Source organism: Serratia sp. X10 (assembly GCF_017811775.1).
GTDB classification, from domain to species: Bacteria; Pseudomonadota; Gammaproteobacteria; order Enterobacterales; family Enterobacteriaceae; genus Serratia; species Serratia ureilytica.
This window is the reverse complement of the sequence record NZ_JAEIOH010000007.1, coordinates 90,872-107,842: the sequence shown is the minus strand read 5'-3', so window position 1 is coordinate 107,842 and position 16,971 is coordinate 90,872. Positions and strand designations below refer to the sequence as shown.

Here is a 16,971-nt window from a genome sequence, read left to right as displayed (position 1 = left end):
GCGCCCCTTCCCACCGCACCGTATAGAGCATTCACTATGGAATTCACTGAAACCAGACGCCTGTATCAGCAACTGGCCGCCGAGCTGAAGCAACGCATCGAAAGCGGCCGCTACCCGGTGGGCGACAAGCTGCCGGCCGAGCGATACATCGCCGAAGAGATGAACGTCAGCCGCACCGTGGTGCGCGAGGCGATCATCATGCTGGAAGTGGAAGGCTATGTGGACGTGCGCAAGGGATCCGGGATCCACGTGGTGTCCAACCAGCAAAAGCACCTGGTAGTGCCGGGCGACAGCATCGAGTTCGCCACCGCCGGCCCGTTTGAGCTGCTGCAGGCGCGCCAGCTGATAGAAAGCAACATCGCCGAATTCGCCGCCACCCAGGTGACCAAGCAGGATATCGTACAACTGATGGAGATCCAGGAACACGCCCGCAAAGAAGACCGTTTCCGCGACTCGCAGTGGGATCTGAAGTTCCACGTGCAGGTGGCGCTGGCCACCCAGAACACCGCCATGGCCACCATCGTGGAAAAAATGTGGGTGCAGCGGGTCAACAACCCTTACTGGAAGAAACTGCACGAGCATATCGACGAACGCTCGATCGCCAGCTGGTGCGACGATCACGATCAGATCCTCAAGGCGCTGATGCGCAAAGATCCTTACGCCGCCAAACTGGCCATGTGGCAGCACCTGGAAAATACCAAGCAGATGCTGTTCAACGCCACCAGCGACGACTTCGAATACAACGCCGACCGCTATCTGTTCGCCGAGAACCCGGTGGTGCACCTGGACGGCGTGAGCCACGAGCAGAAATAGCCACGGCGGTCAAAAACCGTCGGCTTATGTCAGGTAATGTAAAATCCGCTGAATCGATGCCGGAACCGCCGTTTGCCGTGTACTATTTCACCGTCGGCAACGTAGATTTCCCTGTTGCCAATCGTGCTATTTTGGTAGAGTTAGCCCACTTTTTTACCCATTGCTGCGGGGGCGGGACGCGAATAAATGCGCTGGTTGTTTGCCATGCTGATTGCTCTTTTCTGCTGGACCGGTTCGGTCTCCGGCCAACAGCTATGCGTGGCGTCATCCAAGCCCACCCCCAGCGCGCTGAGCAGCCTGCCGCCGCTGGCGGAGCCGGCGCTTTCCCCCTATGATCATGTGTATCGGGCACCGGCCGAAGCGCGCCGCAAAGCGCCCGGCAAGTTGCCGCTGCTGCTGCCCAGAGCGTACTCTTTCCCCGGTTCGCTGCTCGCGTCCTCCCTGCCGGCGCCGGTCTATATCCTGGCCGCAGAGCCGGGCTACCGAATTCGTTTCCCCCGCCAGGACACCCCGGCCCCCAACCGGCTTGCCCAGGTCGACTGGATGCTGGACGCCTCCAGGCAACAAAGTCGGCAGGCCGGCTGGAAAGAAAGCAACATGCAGTACCGTGGCACGCTGACTTACCACCTATGACCGGTGTCGCACCGCTTAGAAACCTTAAAGCAACGCCGTTTCATCGTTATCAGCATCCAGGATCGCCGCGCGCTTTCAGCCCACGCCCGCTCCGCCGCTGAGATAAAAATAAACAATGACGTTTTAGGAACACCGGATGGACATCATTAAAGAACTGATACATGCCTTATGGCAGCAGGATTTTGAGACGCTGGCGAACCCTTCGTTGGTGTGGACCCTCTACATCCTGCTGTTCATGATCCTGTTTTTGGAAAACGGCCTGCTGCCGGCCGCTTTTCTGCCGGGCGACAGCCTGCTGATCCTGGTCGGCGTGCTGATCGCCAAAGGCACCATGGGCTTCCCATTGACCATCGTTATCCTGACCGTCGCCGCCAGCCTGGGGTGCTGGGTCAGTTACATACAGGGCCGATGGCTCGGCAATACGCGAACGGTGCAAGGCTGGCTTTCGCATCTGCCGGCCCACTACCATCAGCGTGCGCATAACCTGTTCCACCGCCACGGCCTTTCCGCCCTGTTGGTCGGCCGTTTCCTGGCCTTCGTGCGCACCCTGCTGCCAACCATCGCCGGCCTGTCCGGCCTGAGCAACGCACGCTTCCAGTTCTTCAACTGGATGAGCGGCCTGCTGTGGGTCTTGATCCTGACGACGCTGGGCTTCGCCCTCGGAAAAACCCCGGTGTTCCGCAAGTATGAAGATCAGCTGATGTTCTGCCTGATGATGTTGCCGCTGGTGTTGCTGGTGGTCGGCCTGGTCGGCTCGCTGATCGTGCTGTGGCGCAAGAAACGCGCCAGCGGCCAGAACCCGGGGAAAGGGGCGTGACAGCAAAGCGCCCGCGCTGGCAATACGTCCTGATGATCGCGCTCGCCCTGCTGGCGCTGGCGACGCTGTTGGTGCCCTGCATGGTGCGCACCGAGAGCGAGCTGCGCATTCGCGCCAGCCAGCAAGGGCTGTCGCTGCCCGACGGTTTTTATGTCTACCAGCGCCTGGATGAGCGCGGTATCCGCATCAAAAGCATCACGCCGGAAGGCGATGGCTTGGTTATCCGTCTGGATTCTCCGGAGCAGCAGTTGCTGGCGCGCGAAGCGCTGCAAACCATCCTGCCGCCCGGTTATCACATCGCGCTGAGCGAATCTCCCGTGCCAACGCACTGGGTGCGCGAATTTGCGCGCTCCCCGCTCAATCTGGGATAATCCCCTTCAAATGAAGGGGATTCCTTTCATTGCCGTTATCTTCATTTGCATTCGCACCGCTTAGCTCAAAAATCAGTCAGTCGACACCAGGCCGCGACTGATTCTTTGGGGGCGCGCCGGTTTTATGACTATGCTGAAGGGTAACTTCAGCTGGCGATGAACGCCCTCCTCTCGCGCTGCCGCCTCCGGCAGTCAGGAAAGCGGATGCCTGTGCAGGCATCCCATGAAAAGGAACTGAGAAATGAAATTTCGCCACTCACTGTTACTGCTGCTGCCACTCTGCGCGCTGCCGACGCTGTCCTCGGCCGCTGAGGGCGGCTGCGCCGCCAAAGCGCAAAATATCCAGCAGCAAATCGACTACGCGACTCAGCACGGCAACACCCACCGCGTGGATGGGCTGAAAAAAGCGCTGAGCGAAGTGCAGACCCACTGCACTGAAGCCGGCCTGCAGGCCGAACGCCAGAAAAATATCGCAGAGAAACAGCGCAAGGTGGACGAGCGCCGGGAAGAGCTGAAAGAAGCGCAACAAACCGGCAAGCTGGACAAGGTCGCCAAGAAGCAGCAAAAGCTGGCCGAAGCGCAGGCTGAATTGAAACGCGCCCAGGCGGAATAATTTTTTTACACCAGCGGATTTATCGATGAGAGCCCCATCACACGGGATTTCTTAAGAATATGGAATTGATGTCTGGTGTTATCTGCTGGCCATCACCCCTTTGCTCCGGCGAAAAAATCCGCTATGTTAAAAGTCTGTCGAAATAAACGTTAAGGAATAATCACATGGCACATGATTCAAATGCAGAAAACTTACGCGCTGAACTGAAGTCCTTAGCCGATACGCTGGAGGAAGTGCTGAACTCCTCCACCGACAAGCCGAAAGCCGAGCTGGAGAAGCTGCGCTCGAAGGCGGAAGGCGCGCTGAAAGAGACTCGCGCTCGCCTGAGCGACGCCGGTGACAAGCTGGCTTCGCAAACCAAACAGATCGCCGGCCAGGCCGACGACTATGTGCGCGACAACCCGTGGACCGGCATCGGTATCGGCGCGGCGGTCGGCGTGGTGTTGGGCGTGCTGCTCGCGCGTCGCTAATCATGGCTGAACAACCGCAAGTGCGCGCACAGGGCCCCGCTAAAGGGGTCCTGGATATCGGTCAGCGCATCATCACGATCCTGGTCGGCATGGTCGAAACCCGTGTCCGGCTGGCGGTCGTCGAGCTGGAAGAGGAGAAAGCCAACCTCATTCAGCTGCTGATCATGGCCGGCATGACGCTGCTGTTCACCGCCTTCGGTTTGATGAGCCTGCTGATCCTGATCTTCTGGGCCATCGATCCGGTCTATCGGCTGGTGGCGCTGGGCGCGACAACCGGCGTGCTGCTGTTCCTCGCCGTAGTCGGCACCATCTGGACGCTGGTCAAGGCCCGTCGCACCACTCTGCTGGGCGCCACGCGCAAGCAACTGGAGCTCGATCGCGCCGAGCTGGAGCGAGAGCCATGAGCCGCCGCCGCTATCTGGCATGGAAAAAAGAGAGGCTGATTCGGCAGATCCAGCAACAGCGTCTGGATCTGGCCGAACACAAGTCTCTGTGGCTGGAAAAGACCGAACGCATCGACCGCGGCTGGCAAACGGTGTTTGGCCTGCGCCGCTATCTGGTGCTCGGTTCCAGCGTCATGGCGCTGTACGGCATCCGCCATCCCAGCAAGATGATCCGCTGGTCGCGTCGCGCTTTCGGCGCCTGGAGCGCTATCCGTCTGTTTAAAAAGACGTTTTCCGCCAAGTAAGCCGCTTGGCCTTTCCTTCAAACCTCCTGTTGCTCTGCCCGCATTTTCTCCCTTGATACAACGCGTCCAACCCCGGGGCCGGGCAACCTGCTGATCGGCGGCATTTTATTAGCACGCTAAAGATTCAGATTTTTTGAAAAATTACGACAGTTTTACTTGCTAACAACCTGAGCACTTCCCGCTTAACATTCACTCCATCAATACGATACGAGCCGGACAGGGCGAATGTCCTGATATACCGCTCGTTGACATGGCTTCCGCCGAACAGGCATACAAAAACACTTTGGAGTAGATGATGAAAAAATTAGAAGATACAGGTTTGTTGGTTGCTCGTATTCTGATGCCAATCCTGTTTATCGTGGCAGGCTACGGCAAAATGGGTGACGCATATGCCGGTACCCAACAGTACATGCAATCGATGGGCGTGCCTGGCTTCTTGCTGCCGCTGACCATCCTGCTGGAATTTGGCGGCGGTCTGGCGATCCTGTTCGGTTTCCTGACCCGCACCGTGGCGCTGTTCACTGCCGGTTTCACCATCCTGACCGCGCTGCTGTTCCACACTGATTTTGCGAACGAAGTAAACCAGCTGATGTTCATGAAAAACCTGACCATCGCCGGCGGCTTCATCGTGTTGGCGGTCGCAGGCCCAGGCGGCTTCAGCATCGACCGTATTCTGAACAAGAAATGGTAATCTAAACTGTCATTCAGGGCCCGGCATGCCGGGCCCTGCCGTTTTTTAACTCGGACACCAAGGAGATTCCCATGGGACAACTCGTCGATGGCGTTTGGCAAGACATCTGGTATGACACCAAATCTACCGGCGGCCGTTTCAAACGTTCAACCGCTCAGTTTCGCAATTGGGTGACCGCCGACGGTCAGCCGGGCGAACACGGCGTGGGCGGCTTCCAGGCCGAAGCGGGCCGTTATCACCTTTATGTTTCTCTCGCCTGCCCCTGGGCGCATCGCACGCTGCTGATGCGCAAACTGAAAGGGCTGGAGCAGATCATTCCGGTCTCGGTGGTGCACCCGCTGATGCTGGAAAACGGCTGGACCTTCGGCCAGGATTTTCCTGAAACCACCGGCGATCCGCTGTATCACGCCGACTTCCTGTACCAGATCTATCTGCGGGCCGATCCGCACTACAGCGGGCGCGTGACCGTGCCGGTGCTGTGGGATAAACAGCGGCAAACCATCGTCAGCAACGAATCCGCCGACATCATCCGCATGTTCAACAGCGCGTTTGACGGCGTCGGCGCTCGGGCGGGCGACTACTACCCGACCGCGCTGCGCGGCAAGATCGATGAGCTGAACAGTTGGATTTACGATCAAGTGAACAACGGCGTGTACAAGGCCGGTTTTGCCACCAGCCAGGAAGCCTATGACGAAGCGGTCAACGGGGTATTCAACGCGCTGGAACGCCTGGAGCAGATCCTGGGGCAGCATCGTTACCTGACCGGCGATCGGCTGACCGAAGCCGATCTGCGTCTGTGGACCACGCTGGTGCGTTTCGATCCGGTGTACGTCACCCACTTCAAGTGCGACAAACACCGCATCAGCGACTACCTCAATCTGTACGGCTTCCTGCGCGACATCTACCAGATGCCGGGCATCGCCGAGACGGTCAGCCTGCCGCACATTCGCAACCACTACTACCGTAGCCACGCCACCATCAACCCGCACGGCATCATTTCCATCGGGCCGGCGCAGGATCTCGACGAGCCGCACGGCCGCGACCAGCGCTTTGGTTAAGGCGAAAAAAATCCCCTTGCCGCCCGGCAAGGGGATGTCATCCAACCGACGTTAACGCTGCGCGAACAGGCGCGGAATCTCACGCAGGAACCAGGCTTTCGCCTCCCCCATGCTGTCGCGCCGCCAGGCCATGATGATGTCGGCTTCGCGGCTGTATTCCGGCCCGACCACGCGCAGCCGCCCGGCTTCGATATCTTTCTCCACCATCGGGTACGGCATGGTCGCCACCCCCAACCCGGCCAGCAGCGCCAGGCGTTTGTCTTCAATGGTGCTCACCGTCAGGCGCTGTTGCTTGTCCAGCAGCTGTACGGTCAATACCGGGCGCTCACGGGCGGTGTCGGCCACCGCAATGCCGCGGTACTTCACGCGGGTCACTTCGGAAAGCGGCTCCGGCTCCAGGTGGATCGGGTGATCCGGCGCGGCGACATAAACGCTCATCACCTTATACAGTTTGCGGGTGTTGATCTCCGACGACGCGCGGAAATGCATGTCCGGCGCGATCACGATGTCGGCGCGCCCCTGCTCCAGCCGCTCCCAGGCGCCCGCCAGCACCTCGGTGAAAATGGACACCTGGGTGTTGGCCTTCAGCGCCAGCTTGTCGACCAGCGGGAACAGCAGGCTCGGCGGCGACAGCGCTTCACTGACGATAGTCAGGTGAGTTTCCCAACCGCGCGCCAACGCTTCGGCGTCGGTAGTCAGCTTATCGGCCGCCTCCAGCAGCACCCGACCGCGTTCCAGCAACATGCGCCCCACGTTGGTGAACTTGGTGCGGTGGCCCGAACGGTCGAACAGCACCACGTCCAATTCTTCTTCCAATTTTTGCATGGTGTAGCTGAGTGCCGACGGCACCCGGCCCAATTCGTCGGCGGCCGCGGCGAAACTGCCGCGCCGGTCGATCGCGTCCATCACTCTCAGCGCCTCAAGCGTGAGCGCCCGATCTCTGGCCATCGCATCCCTCTGTCAGGAAATTTGAATATGCCGACCAGATTAACTGGCTAACAATCCGACGTCCAGATGCTTACCATTTGGATAATGAATTTAGAGAGCCAATTGCCATGATTACATGCAGAACAGCACAACAATGCGGGCAAGCTGACTTTGGTTGGCTGCAGGCTCGCTACACCTTTTCCTTTGGTCACTACTTCGATCCCAAACTGATGGGCTACGCGTCGCTGCGGGTGCTGAATCAGGAGGTGCTGGCGCCGGGCGCGTCGTTCCAGCCGCGCACCTATCCCAACGTGGATATCCTGAACCTGATCCTGCAGGGCGAGGCGGAATACCGCGACAGCGACGGCAACACCACGCGCGTTAAAGCCGGCGAAGCGCTGCTGTTGGCTACCCACCCAGGCCTGAGCTACAGCGAGCAGAACGTCAGCAGCGATACGCCGCTCACCCGCCTGCAGCTGTGGCTGGACGCCTGCCCGGAACGCAGCAACGAACGGGTGCAGCGCCTGGCGTTGCCGGCGGCGGGCAGCCTGCTGTTGGCTTCGCCGGACGGCGCGCAGGGCAGCCTGCAGCTGCGCCAGCAGGTCTGGATCCATCATCTCGATCTGCAGCCGGGCGAAGAACAAACGCTGACGATTAACGGGCCGCGCGCTTATCTGCAGTCGATACACGGCACCATCGCCGCCACCGGCGAGCGCCACGAGGAACAACGCCTGACCTGCGGCGACGGCGCCTTCGTGCGCGAGGAGAATCGCCTGACGGTCCGCGCCGAGACGCCGCTGCGCGCGCTGCTGATTGATCTGCCGGTGTAAGCCGGCCGGAAAACGAAAAACCCCGCGCAACTGACGTTGCGCGGGGTTTTCTTTTGTCGAGGGAGTTGACCGGTAAGCCGGGTTCTGTCGTGGACAGTCATTCCTCTAGGCCAGCAATCGCTCACTGGCTCAAGCAGCCTACCCGGGTTCAGTACGGGCCGTACCATGTGAACCCCTATTTGGCCTTGCTCCGGGTGGAGTTTACCGTGCCACGAACTGTTGCCAGCCGCGCGGTGCGCTCTTACCGCACCCTTTCACCCTTACCTGATCCCGCTTGCGCGGGCCATCGGCGGTTTGCTCTCTGTTGCACTAGTCGTAGGCTTGCGCCTCCCAGGCGTTACCTGGCACCCTGCCCTATGGAGCCCGGACTTTCCTCCCCTCCATCTGTCTCCCCGAAGAGGACGGCAATGAAGCGGCGACTGTCTGGTCAACTCCGGCGCGGATAGTAGCGTCGCGGCGGCGGCAGGTCAACCGCTTTACGGCTGTTGTTGCTCCAACGCGTGCTTATACAACGCATTTTTCTTCACGCCGTGGATTTCCGCCGCCAGCGCCGCCGCCTTTTTCAACGGCAGCTCTTTTTGCAGCAGCGCCAGCGTGCGCAGCGCCTCGAGCGGCAACGCATCCTCCTGCGCCTTGTGGCCTTCGACGATCAGCACCATCTCACCGCGGCGGCGCACTTCATCTTCCTGCACCCACGCCAGCAGCTCGCCCACCGGCGCGCCGTGGATGGATTCCCAGGTTTTGGTCAGCTCGCGCGCCAGCACGACATAACGCTGCGGGCCCCAAACGGTGACCATGTCCTGCAGACTTTCCAACAGGCGGTGAGTGGATTCGTAGAAAATCAGCGTGCGCGGTTCCTCCGCCAGCGCCATCAGCGTATCCTTGCGCCCCTTGGTTTTCGCCGGCAGAAAACCTTCGTAGCAAAAACGGTCGGAAGCGACGCCCGCAGCGCACAGCGCGGTAGTGGCGGCGCAGGCGCCCGGCAGCGGCACCACGCGAATGCCGGCCTCGCGGCAGCGGCGCACCAGGTGATAACCGGGATCGTTGATCAGCGGCGTGCCGGCGTCGGACACCAGCGCGATGCTCTGGCCTTCCTGCAGTTTCGCCAGCAGCTGATCGGCCTTTTGCTGTTCGTTGTGGTCGTGCAGCGCGAACAGACGCGCGTTGATCGCGAAGTGTTGCAGCAGCAATCCGGTATGGCGCGTGTCTTCCGCCGCGATCAGATCAACGCTTTTCAGTACCTCTAACGCGCGGTGGGTAATATCGCCCAGATTGCCGATTGGGGTGGGCACCACATACAGCGTTGATGCAGAAATGACTGATTGTTGGTGTTGATTCATTGTTTCATCCGGGTTGCCGATTTAATATTGAGCATCTTGAAAAAAACATCACTGGATACAGTATGCTTTCCTCAACATTCGTTCGTACCAAAGCAGGGCGTTCCAAGCCTGTCCGACTGACCGCAGTCATCGCGGCCGCCCTTTTCCTGGCAGGCTGTCCGAGTCGGGCCCCGCAAACGCCGCCCGCCAATATACAGGACGAAGCGAGCGCCAGCTCCGATTACTACCTGCAGCAGTTGCAGCAAAGCAGCGATGATAACAAGGCTGACTGGCAATTACTTGCTATTCGCGCCTTGCTGCGTGAAGGAAAACTGCCGCAGGCCGGCGACCAGTTGAATCAGCTGCCGAAAAACCTCAGCGGCGCGCAGCAGACCGAACGCCAGTTGCTGACCGCCGAACTGCAGATCGCCAACAAGAGCTACGTCAGCGCCCGCAGCACGCTGGGCCACCTGGACAGCAGTGCGCTGTCGCCGAATCAGAAGGTGCGTTACTACCAGGCGCAGATCGCCGCCAATCAGGGCAAAGCATCGCTGCCGCTGATCCGCGCCTATATCGCCCAGGAGCCGCTGCTGACCGGCAAGGCGCACCAGGACAATCTGGATCAAACCTGGCAGGTCCTGCTGCAGCTGACGCCGCAGGAGATGAACAGCTTGGTGATCAACGCCGACGAGAACGTGCTGCAAGGCTGGCTGGATCTGCTGCGTGTCTATCAGGACAACAAGCAGGATCCCGATCTGCTGAAGGCCGGCATCAAAGACTGGCAGAACCGTTATCCGAAGAACCCGGCGGCCAAAACGCTGCCGGCTCGCCTGAATCAGGTGCTGAACTTCACCCAGGCCTCCACCTCGAAAATCGCCCTGCTGCTGCCGTTGAACGGCCAGGCGAAAGTGTTCGCTGACGCCATCCAGCAAGGGTTCGAAGCGGCGAAAAACGGCGGTTCCATGCCGGCGCCGCAGCCTCAAACCGCGCAACCAGCCGGCGCGCCGGCCCAAACGGCGCCGGCCGATCAAGCCGCTGCCGGTGACATCAACGCCAACGGCGCGGTCAGCCCTTCGGCGCAAGAGAGCCAGCCGGCCGTGACCGCCGCGCAACCCGCTGCGCCGTCCAGTGCGCCGATAACGCCGCTGCAGGCCGCTAATGCGCAGGTCAAAGTGTACGACACCACCAGCCAGCCGCTGGCCGCCTTGCTGAGCCAGGCGCAGCAGGATGGCGCCACTCTGGTGGTCGGGCCGCTGCTGAAAGAGAACGTCGATCAGCTGTCCGCCAGCACCACCACGCTGAACGTGCTGGCGCTCAACCAGCCCGAGACGCCGAAGGACAATCTGAACATCTGTTACTTCGCTCTGTCGCCGGAAGATGAAGCGCGCGACGCCGCCCGCCACATCTGGGAACAACAGAAGCGTCAACCGCTGCTGCTGGTGCCGCGCGGCGCCTTCGGCGATCGCGTCGCCAAGGCCTTTAACCAGGAATGGCAGAAGCAAGGCGGGCAAACCGTGCTGCGTCAGGACATCGGCTCCGCCGGTGAACTGCGCCAGATGGTGAACAGCGGCGGCATCCGCATGACCGGCACGCCGATGTCGAGCGCCCCGGCGCCGCAGAGCGTGACCATCGCCGGGCTGACCATTCCGGCGCCGCCGAGCGACGTGCCCGCCGCTACCGGCGGCAGCGTTGACGCGGTGTATATCGTCGCTACCCAGTCCCAGCTGACGCTGATCAAACCGATGATCGACATGGCCACCAGCTCGCGCGGCAAACCGGCGATGTACGCCAGCTCGCGCAGCTACCAGGCCGGCGCCGGCCCGGACTTCCGTCTGGAAATGGAAGGTCTGCAGTTCAGCGATATCCCTCTGCTGGCGGGCTCAAACCCTCAGCTGCTGCAGCAGGCCAGCGCGCGTTTCCGCAACGATTACTCGCTGGTGCGCCTGTATGCGATGGGGATGGATGCCTGGACATTGGCCAACCATTTTGCTGAAATGCGCCAGCTGCCGGGCTTCCAGGTTTCCGGCACCACCGGTACGCTGAGCGCGTCGCCGAACTGCGTGATCAACCGCAAACTGCCTTGGCTGCAATACCGTCAGGGTACGGTCGTGCCGGTCTCTTGAACCCACGCGCCTCAGGGGCGGGCTATGAGTTACTGGCCCGCCGTCATCTGGAACGCGCCGGGCTCACCTTCTGCGCCGCCAACGTCGCAGTGCGCGGCGGTGAGCTCGACCTCATCATGCGCGACGGCGCCACTTGGGTGTTCGTCGAAGTGCGCTACCGCCGCAACGACGCTTTCGGCGGCGCGGCCGCCAGCGTCACCTCTCGCAAACAGCAGCGGTTGCTGCACGCCGCCGCCGTCTGGCTGGCGGGACGCGGAGCCAGTTTTGACACATCATCTTGCCGTTTTGATGTTTTGGCCATTACCGGTAGCCAGTTAGAATGGATACCCAACGCCTTCAATGCGGATTAATCGGGGTTTTGCGGCGCAGACCGGCCCTTTGACTTAGTGGATTAATACAACGTGCTGGATAGAATTAAAGTCTGTTTTACCGAAAGCATCCAAACCCAGATCGCGGCGGCGGAAGCGTTGCCTGACGCCATCTCCCGCGCTGCGATGACGCTGGTTCAATCCTTACTCAACGGCAACAAAATCCTGTGCTGCGGCAACGGCACCTCGGCGGCCAACGCGCAGCACTTCGCCGCCAGCATGATCAACCGTTTTGAAACCGAGCGCCCCAGCCTGCCGGCCATCGCCCTCAACGCCGACAACGTGGTGCTGACGGCGATCAGCAACGATCGCCTGCACGACGAAGTGTACGCCAAGCAGGTGCGCGCGCTCGGGCACACCGGCGACGTGCTGCTGGCGATTTCCACCCGCGGCAACAGCCGTGATATTGTGAAAGCAGTCGAAGCGGCCGTCACGCGCGACATGACCATCGTCGCGCTCACCGGCTACGACGGCGGCGAACTGGCCGGGTTGCTCGGCCAACAGGATGTCGAGATCCGCATCCCGTCGCACCGCAGTTCGCGCATTCAGGAAATGCATATGCTTACCGTAAACTGCCTGTGCGACCTGATAGACAATACGTTATTCCCCCACCAGGACGATTAAGGAACTGAGATGAAGCTAAAAGCCACATTTGCAGTGCTGTCCAGCGCCCTGCTGTTGCAAGGCTGTATCGCCGGCGTCGTCGTCGGCAGTGCGGCCGTCGCCACCAAAACCGCCACCGACCCGCGCAGCGTAGGGACCCAGGTGGATGACGGCACGCTGGAAGCCAGGGTAGAAAGCGCCCTGAGCAAAGACCAGCAGTTGAAGAAAGAGGCCCGGGTGGTCGCCACCGCCTATCAGGGCAAGGTGCTGTTGACCGGCCAGTCGCCTAACGCCGATCTCACCGCGCGCGCCAAGCAGATCGCCATGGGCGTGGAAGGCACCACCGAAGTGTATAACGAAATCCGCCAGGGCACGCCGGTCAGCCTGAGCACCGCGTCCTCCGACACCTGGATCACCACCAAGGTGCGTTCGCAGCTGCTCACCAGCGATACGGTGAAATCGTCCAACGTGAAAGTCACCACCGAAAACGGTGAAGTGTTCTTGCTGGGCCTGGTCACACAGCAGGAAGGGCAGTCGGCGGCGCAGATCGCCAGCCAGGTCAGCGGCGTGAAACACGTCACCACCGCCTTTACCTATGTGAAGTAATCCGCCTGGCGGGAGCGGCGCCGTGCCGTTCCCGCCCGCTTAATCCAGCTTGTTCTCGCGTAAAAACGTTTCCCCGCCCAGCTGCCGCATTTGGCGCATGATCCACTGTTGACGCTGCACCACATAGCCGGACGGCGCATCGGCCCTGAAGCGGTGCGGATTCGGCAATACCGCCGCCAGCAGCGCCGCTTCGGCCGCGGTCAGGCGCTTGGCCGGCTTATGGAAAAAGCGCTGTGAAGCCTCTTCCACACCGAACACCCCATCGCCGAACTCCACGATGTTCAGATACACCGTCAGAATACGCCGCTTGGTCCACACCAGCTCGATGCCCGACGTCAGCCCGGCCTCCAACCCTTTGCGCAGCCAACTGCGGCCATCCCACAGAAAAAGGTTCTTGGCGGTCTGCTGCGACAGCGTGGACGCGCCGCGAATGCGCGTCGGGCGCTTCTCGTTGTGGCTGAGCGCCTTTTCAATGGCCGCCACATCGAAGCCCCAATGGTCTGGAAACTTCTGATCTTCCGCCGCCATCACCGCCAGCGCCATCTGCGGCGAAATGTCGTCCATCGACACCCAGTCCGAATGGGCGACGTAGCCGAAGTCGCCGCTCAGCCAGGCGCTGACCTGCCGCTCCACCATCACGGCGGAAAACGGCACCGGCAGGAAGGCGAAGGCCACAATGCCCAACACCCACAGGCCGATAATCGCGATGACGCCGCGTTTCAGCCAATACCACGGACGCAGCCGCCGCCATCCGCCGACCGATTTGCTCATTCAGCCAGTTCCAGCACCCGCGCCACCAGTTTATCGATGCCGACGGCCGCCTGCGCGATCGACGGCGCCAGCATATAAGCTGGCGTGGTCACGATCTTGTGCTCGCTGTCCACCACGATGTCGTCCACCGGACAAATCACCGGCTCGCCGCCCATGGCGTCAATCACTTCTCCCAGGTCGGGATCGTTGCCAATGGTCAGCCGCGCTTGTTGATCGAGCAGCTTCGGCAACAGCGCCGGTGCGATGCACATCAGGCCAATTGGTTTGTTGGCCTTATGCATCTCGCGCGTCAGACGCGCCAACGCTTCATCGACCCAACATTCCGCGCCGGCCTCGGCGAAATTGCTGAGATTCTTGGCGGCGCCAAAACCGCCGGGCACGATCAGCGCATCCAGCTGCGCGGCCTCCGCCAGCGCCAACGGCTGCACTGCGCCGCGGGCAATGCGCGCCGATTCAATCAGGACGTTGCGCGACTCCGCCATCTCCTCACCAGATAAGTGATTAATAACATGGCGTTGCGGTTTATCCGGCGCAAAACACACCGCCTGCGCGCCGGCACGGTCCAGCGCCAGCAGCGTCAGCACCGCTTCATGGATCTCCGTACCGTCATAAACGCCGCTGCCGCTGAGGACTACACCCACCTTTTTCATCACTCTTTCTCCTGTCGCTGCTGTCAACTGGTTCGTGCTCGGAGTTGACAAACACTAATCTACATCACACATTTTAATGAATCTTCTAACAAGAGCGCTTACATTTGCTATGTTGTTGGCTGTATGATGTTTAGGAATTCGCTACAACCTGCTCGACCAGAACACTGAAACCAATACGCAGGTTCACAATTTCCCTGGTGTTGGCGCAATATTCGCGCACCCCGGCTCACGTCGGGGTCATTTTTTTTCAGCGTTCTCTACCCAAGCCCGCAGTACCTGCACGTCGTTGCGCCACTCTTGCTTTAGCTCATCTACCCAGTCCTGCACGTTATCCCACCAGGCCGGCAGCGTCGGCGTTTGAATCTGTTGCGCCAACTGCTGCAGGTGACGCAGGCCGACCGAACCGGCGGCGCCCTTGATCTTGTGCCCTTCCTCGGTGATGCCTTTCTGATCGCGCGCCGTCATGTTGGAATCCAGCACCGCCAGATAACCCGGCATCATCTGTTCGAACATCTCCAGACTTTGATGGATCAACTGCGGGCCAACCAGGTCCATGTACTGCTCCAGCATCGCGGTATCGAGTAACGACTCATTAATCTGCATCGCCTTGTGCTCCGTTTTCTTAGAAGTGTGAGAAGGTTGATGATCCCAATAGTGTTTGATGACCTTGGTCAGCGCCGGCACCGACAGCGGCTTGCTCAGCACATCGTCCATGCCCGCCTCGAGATACTCTTTTTTGTCTTTCAGCACGTTGGCGGTCAGGGCCACCAACGGCGGCAGCGCCTGTCCGGCGTAACGCTCGCGCAGCGCCCGGGCGATATCCAGCCCGGTCATGTCCGGCAGTTGGATGTCCAGCAGCACCAGATCGAACTCGTCCGGATCGAACATCGCCAGCGCGTCGTGGCCGTTCATCGCCACCTCGACGCTGTTGCCCAGCTTCTCCAGCACCGAGCGCGCCACGATCACGTTCAGTTCGATATCTTCCACCAGCAGGATGTGCAGCGCCGGCAACGGCAGCTCCTCTTCCTCCGGCGCCGCGCTGACGGCTTCCTGCACCGCCGGCGCCTTGATGGTCAACGTGAAGCAAGAACCGTGCCCTTGTTCGCTGCGCACGGTAATGTCGCCGCCCATGCTCTGCGCCAGCCGTTTGGAGACCGCCAGCCCGATGCCGGTTCCGGTGGCCGGGCGGCCGCCGCGCTGATCTTTCACCTGGTAATACATGGCGAAGATCTTGTCCTGCTCGTCCTGCGGGATGCCCATGCCCGAGTCTTCCACTTCGAACACCAGCTTCTCCTGCGCCTCGCGCCGCACGCGCACCACAATTTGCCCCTGTTGGGTAAATTTCACCGCGTTGCCGATCAGGTTCCACAAGATCTGCCGCAGGCGCGTGCCGTCGGTCACGATCTGCTGCGGCAGCGGCGTCTGCGGCTCCATGATGAACTGCAGCCCTTTCGGCTGCGCCAGCAGGCCCGAGAGGTTCTCCAGATCCGCCAGGAAACCGGTGAAGTCCACCGGCTGGTTGTCGAGCTGCACCTTGCGCCGCTCGAGCTTGTCCATTTCGATAATGTCGTTGAAGATATTGCCGAGGGTGATGGCGCTGACGTGAATGGTCTTCAGGTATTTCAGTTGCTCGTCGTTCAGCTCGGTATCAAGCAAAATGCGGCTCAGGCCGACGATGCCGTTAAGCGGCGTACGCAGCTCGTGGCTGATCGTGGAGATAAAGGTGGTCTTCTCCCTGCTGGCGTTCTCCAGCGCGTCCTGGTAGCGCTTACGCTCGGTAATATCGCGGCCGAAGCCCATCAGCCCGTGGCGTTTGCCCACCCGGTCGTAAAACGGCACCTTGCGCAGCTCGAAACAGGCTTTGCGGCCGTCGGGATACACCAACCATTGTTCGTAGGTCAGCGAAACGTTGTGGCGGAACACCTTCTCGTCGGTCTCAATGACCTTTTCGGCGATCTCCTTGCCGTAGACGTCGAACGGCGTCAGGCCGATCAGCTGTTTCTCGCTCTTGCCGGTCAGCAGCTCCATCGCGCGGTTGCAGCCGGAAAACTCTTTGTCTTCGTTGCGGTAGTAGACCAGATCCGGCGAGGCATCGAGGAAGGAGCGCAGCAGCGCCGATTGCTGGCCCAGCTCAATCTGCGCCTGCTCGCGCTGTTCCATCTCTTCCGTCAGCTTTTCCATCACCTGCAGGCGCTCTTCTTCCGCTTTGATACGGTCGGCGATCTCCTGATTCAGCTGGCTGATATTGTCTTTGAGCTGCTGATTAAGCTCCAGATCGCGGTGGCGCATCTCTTCCAGTTTGTCCACCAGCCGCGCCAGCCGTTGGCGCGACTCTTCCAACTGTTCCACCACCACTGAGAGAAAGTAGACCGCCCACGGGGTGATCAACAGGCCGAAGAAGATTGAACGCACCACGTCGATGCTTTCCACTTCGCCGCGCAGCAGCATGGTCACCGCCATCTGCACCACCATCGCCAGCACCACCAGCGCCGAGGCCAGCAGCAGCGAGAAGCGCACCAACCCCAGTTTCACCATTAAATCAACGTAGTACTGGGCCAACACCCGGATTTGCTTCATAGCGGCTCCCATCAGACACAATCTTTTGAATCATACCGTAAAA

At 60.6% G+C, this 16,971-nt stretch carries 20 protein-coding genes and 1 other RNA gene; 15 read left to right on the top strand and 6 right to left on the bottom strand.

The genetic code is table 11. The annotated features are described in order from the left end of the window. The first annotated feature begins 36 nt into the window (after positions 1–36). From exuR to J9788_RS20210, 10 genes are all read left to right on the top strand, one after another. Positions 37–813 carry a transcriptional regulator ExuR gene (exuR, locus tag J9788_RS20255; protein WP_033651265.1) on the top strand — a complete coding sequence of 259 codons (777 nt, stop codon included), beginning with the start codon at positions 37–39 and terminating at the stop codon, positions 811–813. Positions 814–999: 186 nt separating this feature from the next. After that, entirely contained in the window at positions 1,000–1,446 is a 447-nt protein-coding gene (locus tag J9788_RS20250; RefSeq protein WP_046897255.1) for a hypothetical protein, read from the top strand. A 136-nt stretch (positions 1,447–1,582) separates the two neighbouring features. Continuing rightward, a complete protein-coding gene (locus J9788_RS20245) occupies positions 1,583–2,263 on the top strand; it encodes a DedA family protein (protein WP_033644523.1) in 681 nt (226 codons plus the stop codon). Next, positions 2,260–2,634, top strand: a complete 375-nt coding sequence (gene mzrA, locus J9788_RS20240; protein ID WP_071845111.1) for an EnvZ/OmpR regulon moderator MzrA — start codon at positions 2,260–2,262, stop codon at positions 2,632–2,634. The genes J9788_RS20245 and mzrA overlap by 4 nt, the downstream gene beginning before the upstream one ends. A 241-nt stretch (positions 2,635–2,875) precedes the next feature. After that, on the top strand, positions 2,876–3,247 hold the full coding sequence (locus J9788_RS20235) for a DUF1090 domain-containing protein (RefSeq protein WP_033644521.1): 372 nt from the start codon (positions 2,876–2,878) through the stop codon (positions 3,245–3,247). A gap of 164 nt (positions 3,248–3,411) precedes the next feature. After that, complete coding sequence (locus J9788_RS20230; protein WP_004937125.1) at positions 3,412–3,717, top strand: YqjD family protein; 306 nt, start codon at positions 3,412–3,414, stop codon at positions 3,715–3,717. Between the two features lie 2 nt (positions 3,718–3,719). Continuing rightward, the gene (locus tag J9788_RS20225) at positions 3,720–4,121 is read left to right on the top strand and encodes a phage holin family protein (protein ID WP_015379160.1); all 402 of its coding nucleotides are present in this window, start codon (positions 3,720–3,722) and stop codon (positions 4,119–4,121) included. Then, a complete protein-coding gene (locus J9788_RS20220) occupies positions 4,118–4,405 on the top strand; it encodes a YqjK-like family protein (protein WP_094143359.1) in 288 nt (95 codons plus the stop codon). Before J9788_RS20225 ends, J9788_RS20220 begins: the two co-directional genes overlap by 4 nt. Positions 4,406–4,700: 295 nt before the next feature. Then, positions 4,701–5,096 (top strand): DoxX family protein, encoded by a 396-nt coding sequence (locus J9788_RS20215; RefSeq protein ID WP_046897355.1) that lies wholly within the window; start codon positions 4,701–4,703, stop codon positions 5,094–5,096. A 71-nt stretch (positions 5,097–5,167) separates the two neighbouring features. Then, entirely contained in the window at positions 5,168–6,154 is a 987-nt protein-coding gene (locus J9788_RS20210) for a glutathione S-transferase family protein (protein WP_046897253.1), read from the top strand. A 51-nt stretch (positions 6,155–6,205) separates the two neighbouring features. Here the strand turns inward: J9788_RS20210 and J9788_RS20205 are convergent, their stop codons facing one another. Continuing rightward, complete coding sequence (locus tag J9788_RS20205) at positions 6,206–7,102, bottom strand: LysR family transcriptional regulator (protein ID WP_025304355.1); 897 nt, start codon at positions 7,100–7,102, stop codon at positions 6,206–6,208. A 107-nt stretch (positions 7,103–7,209) separates the two neighbouring features. Here J9788_RS20205 and J9788_RS20200 point away from each other — a divergent pair, with 107 nt between their 5' ends. Then, positions 7,210–7,911, top strand: a complete 702-nt coding sequence (locus tag J9788_RS20200) for a pirin family protein (protein ID WP_089195216.1) — start codon at positions 7,210–7,212, stop codon at positions 7,909–7,911. 57 nt (positions 7,912–7,968) lie between these two features. On the opposite strand, the gene rnpB is transcribed toward J9788_RS20200, so the two are convergent. Continuing rightward, positions 7,969–8,346: RNase P RNA component class A (gene rnpB, locus J9788_RS20195), an RNA gene on the bottom strand. 41 nt (positions 8,347–8,387) lie between these two features. Continuing rightward, positions 8,388–9,251 carry a 16S rRNA (cytidine(1402)-2'-O)-methyltransferase gene (rsmI, locus tag J9788_RS20190; protein ID WP_004937108.1) on the bottom strand — a complete coding sequence of 288 codons (864 nt, stop codon included), beginning with the start codon at positions 9,249–9,251 and terminating at the stop codon, positions 8,388–8,390. A gap of 62 nt (positions 9,252–9,313) precedes the next feature. Between rsmI and J9788_RS20185 the strand changes: the two genes are divergently transcribed. From J9788_RS20185 to dolP, 4 genes are read left to right on the top strand one after another with little or no spacing between them, the layout of a single operon-like run. Further along, on the top strand, positions 9,314–11,353 hold the full coding sequence (locus J9788_RS20185; protein ID WP_182265456.1) for a penicillin-binding protein activator: 2,040 nt from the start codon (positions 9,314–9,316) through the stop codon (positions 11,351–11,353). Beyond that, complete coding sequence (locus J9788_RS20180; protein ID WP_152665198.1) at positions 11,350–11,703, top strand: YraN family protein; 354 nt, start codon at positions 11,350–11,352, stop codon at positions 11,701–11,703. Before J9788_RS20185 ends, J9788_RS20180 begins: the two co-directional genes overlap by 4 nt. A gap of 51 nt (positions 11,704–11,754) precedes the next feature. Further along, positions 11,755–12,345, top strand: a complete 591-nt coding sequence (gene diaA / locus J9788_RS20175) for a DnaA initiator-associating protein DiaA (RefSeq protein WP_004937103.1) — start codon at positions 11,755–11,757, stop codon at positions 12,343–12,345. Between the two features lie 9 nt (positions 12,346–12,354). Then, positions 12,355–12,930, top strand: a complete 576-nt coding sequence (gene dolP / locus J9788_RS20170) for a division/outer membrane stress-associated lipid-binding lipoprotein (RefSeq protein ID WP_021505102.1) — start codon at positions 12,355–12,357, stop codon at positions 12,928–12,930. A 39-nt stretch (positions 12,931–12,969) separates the two neighbouring features. On the opposite strand, the gene mtgA is transcribed toward dolP, so the two are convergent. The 3 genes from mtgA to arcB all read right to left on the bottom strand — a co-directional run bounded on the left by mtgA (position 12,970) and on the right by arcB (position 16,928). Beyond that, the gene (gene mtgA, locus J9788_RS20165; protein ID WP_046897250.1) at positions 12,970–13,701 is read right to left on the bottom strand and encodes a monofunctional biosynthetic peptidoglycan transglycosylase; all 732 of its coding nucleotides are present in this window, start codon (positions 13,699–13,701) and stop codon (positions 12,970–12,972) included. Continuing rightward, positions 13,698–14,351 carry an isoprenoid biosynthesis glyoxalase ElbB gene (elbB, locus tag J9788_RS20160; protein ID WP_033644510.1) on the bottom strand — a complete coding sequence of 218 codons (654 nt, stop codon included), beginning with the start codon at positions 14,349–14,351 and terminating at the stop codon, positions 13,698–13,700. The genes mtgA and elbB overlap by 4 nt, the downstream gene beginning before the upstream one ends. A gap of 237 nt (positions 14,352–14,588) precedes the next feature. Beyond that, entirely contained in the window at positions 14,589–16,928 is a 2,340-nt protein-coding gene (gene arcB, locus J9788_RS20155; RefSeq protein ID WP_182265457.1) for an aerobic respiration two-component sensor histidine kinase ArcB, read from the bottom strand. Between the last annotated feature and the right edge of the window lie 43 nt (positions 16,929–16,971).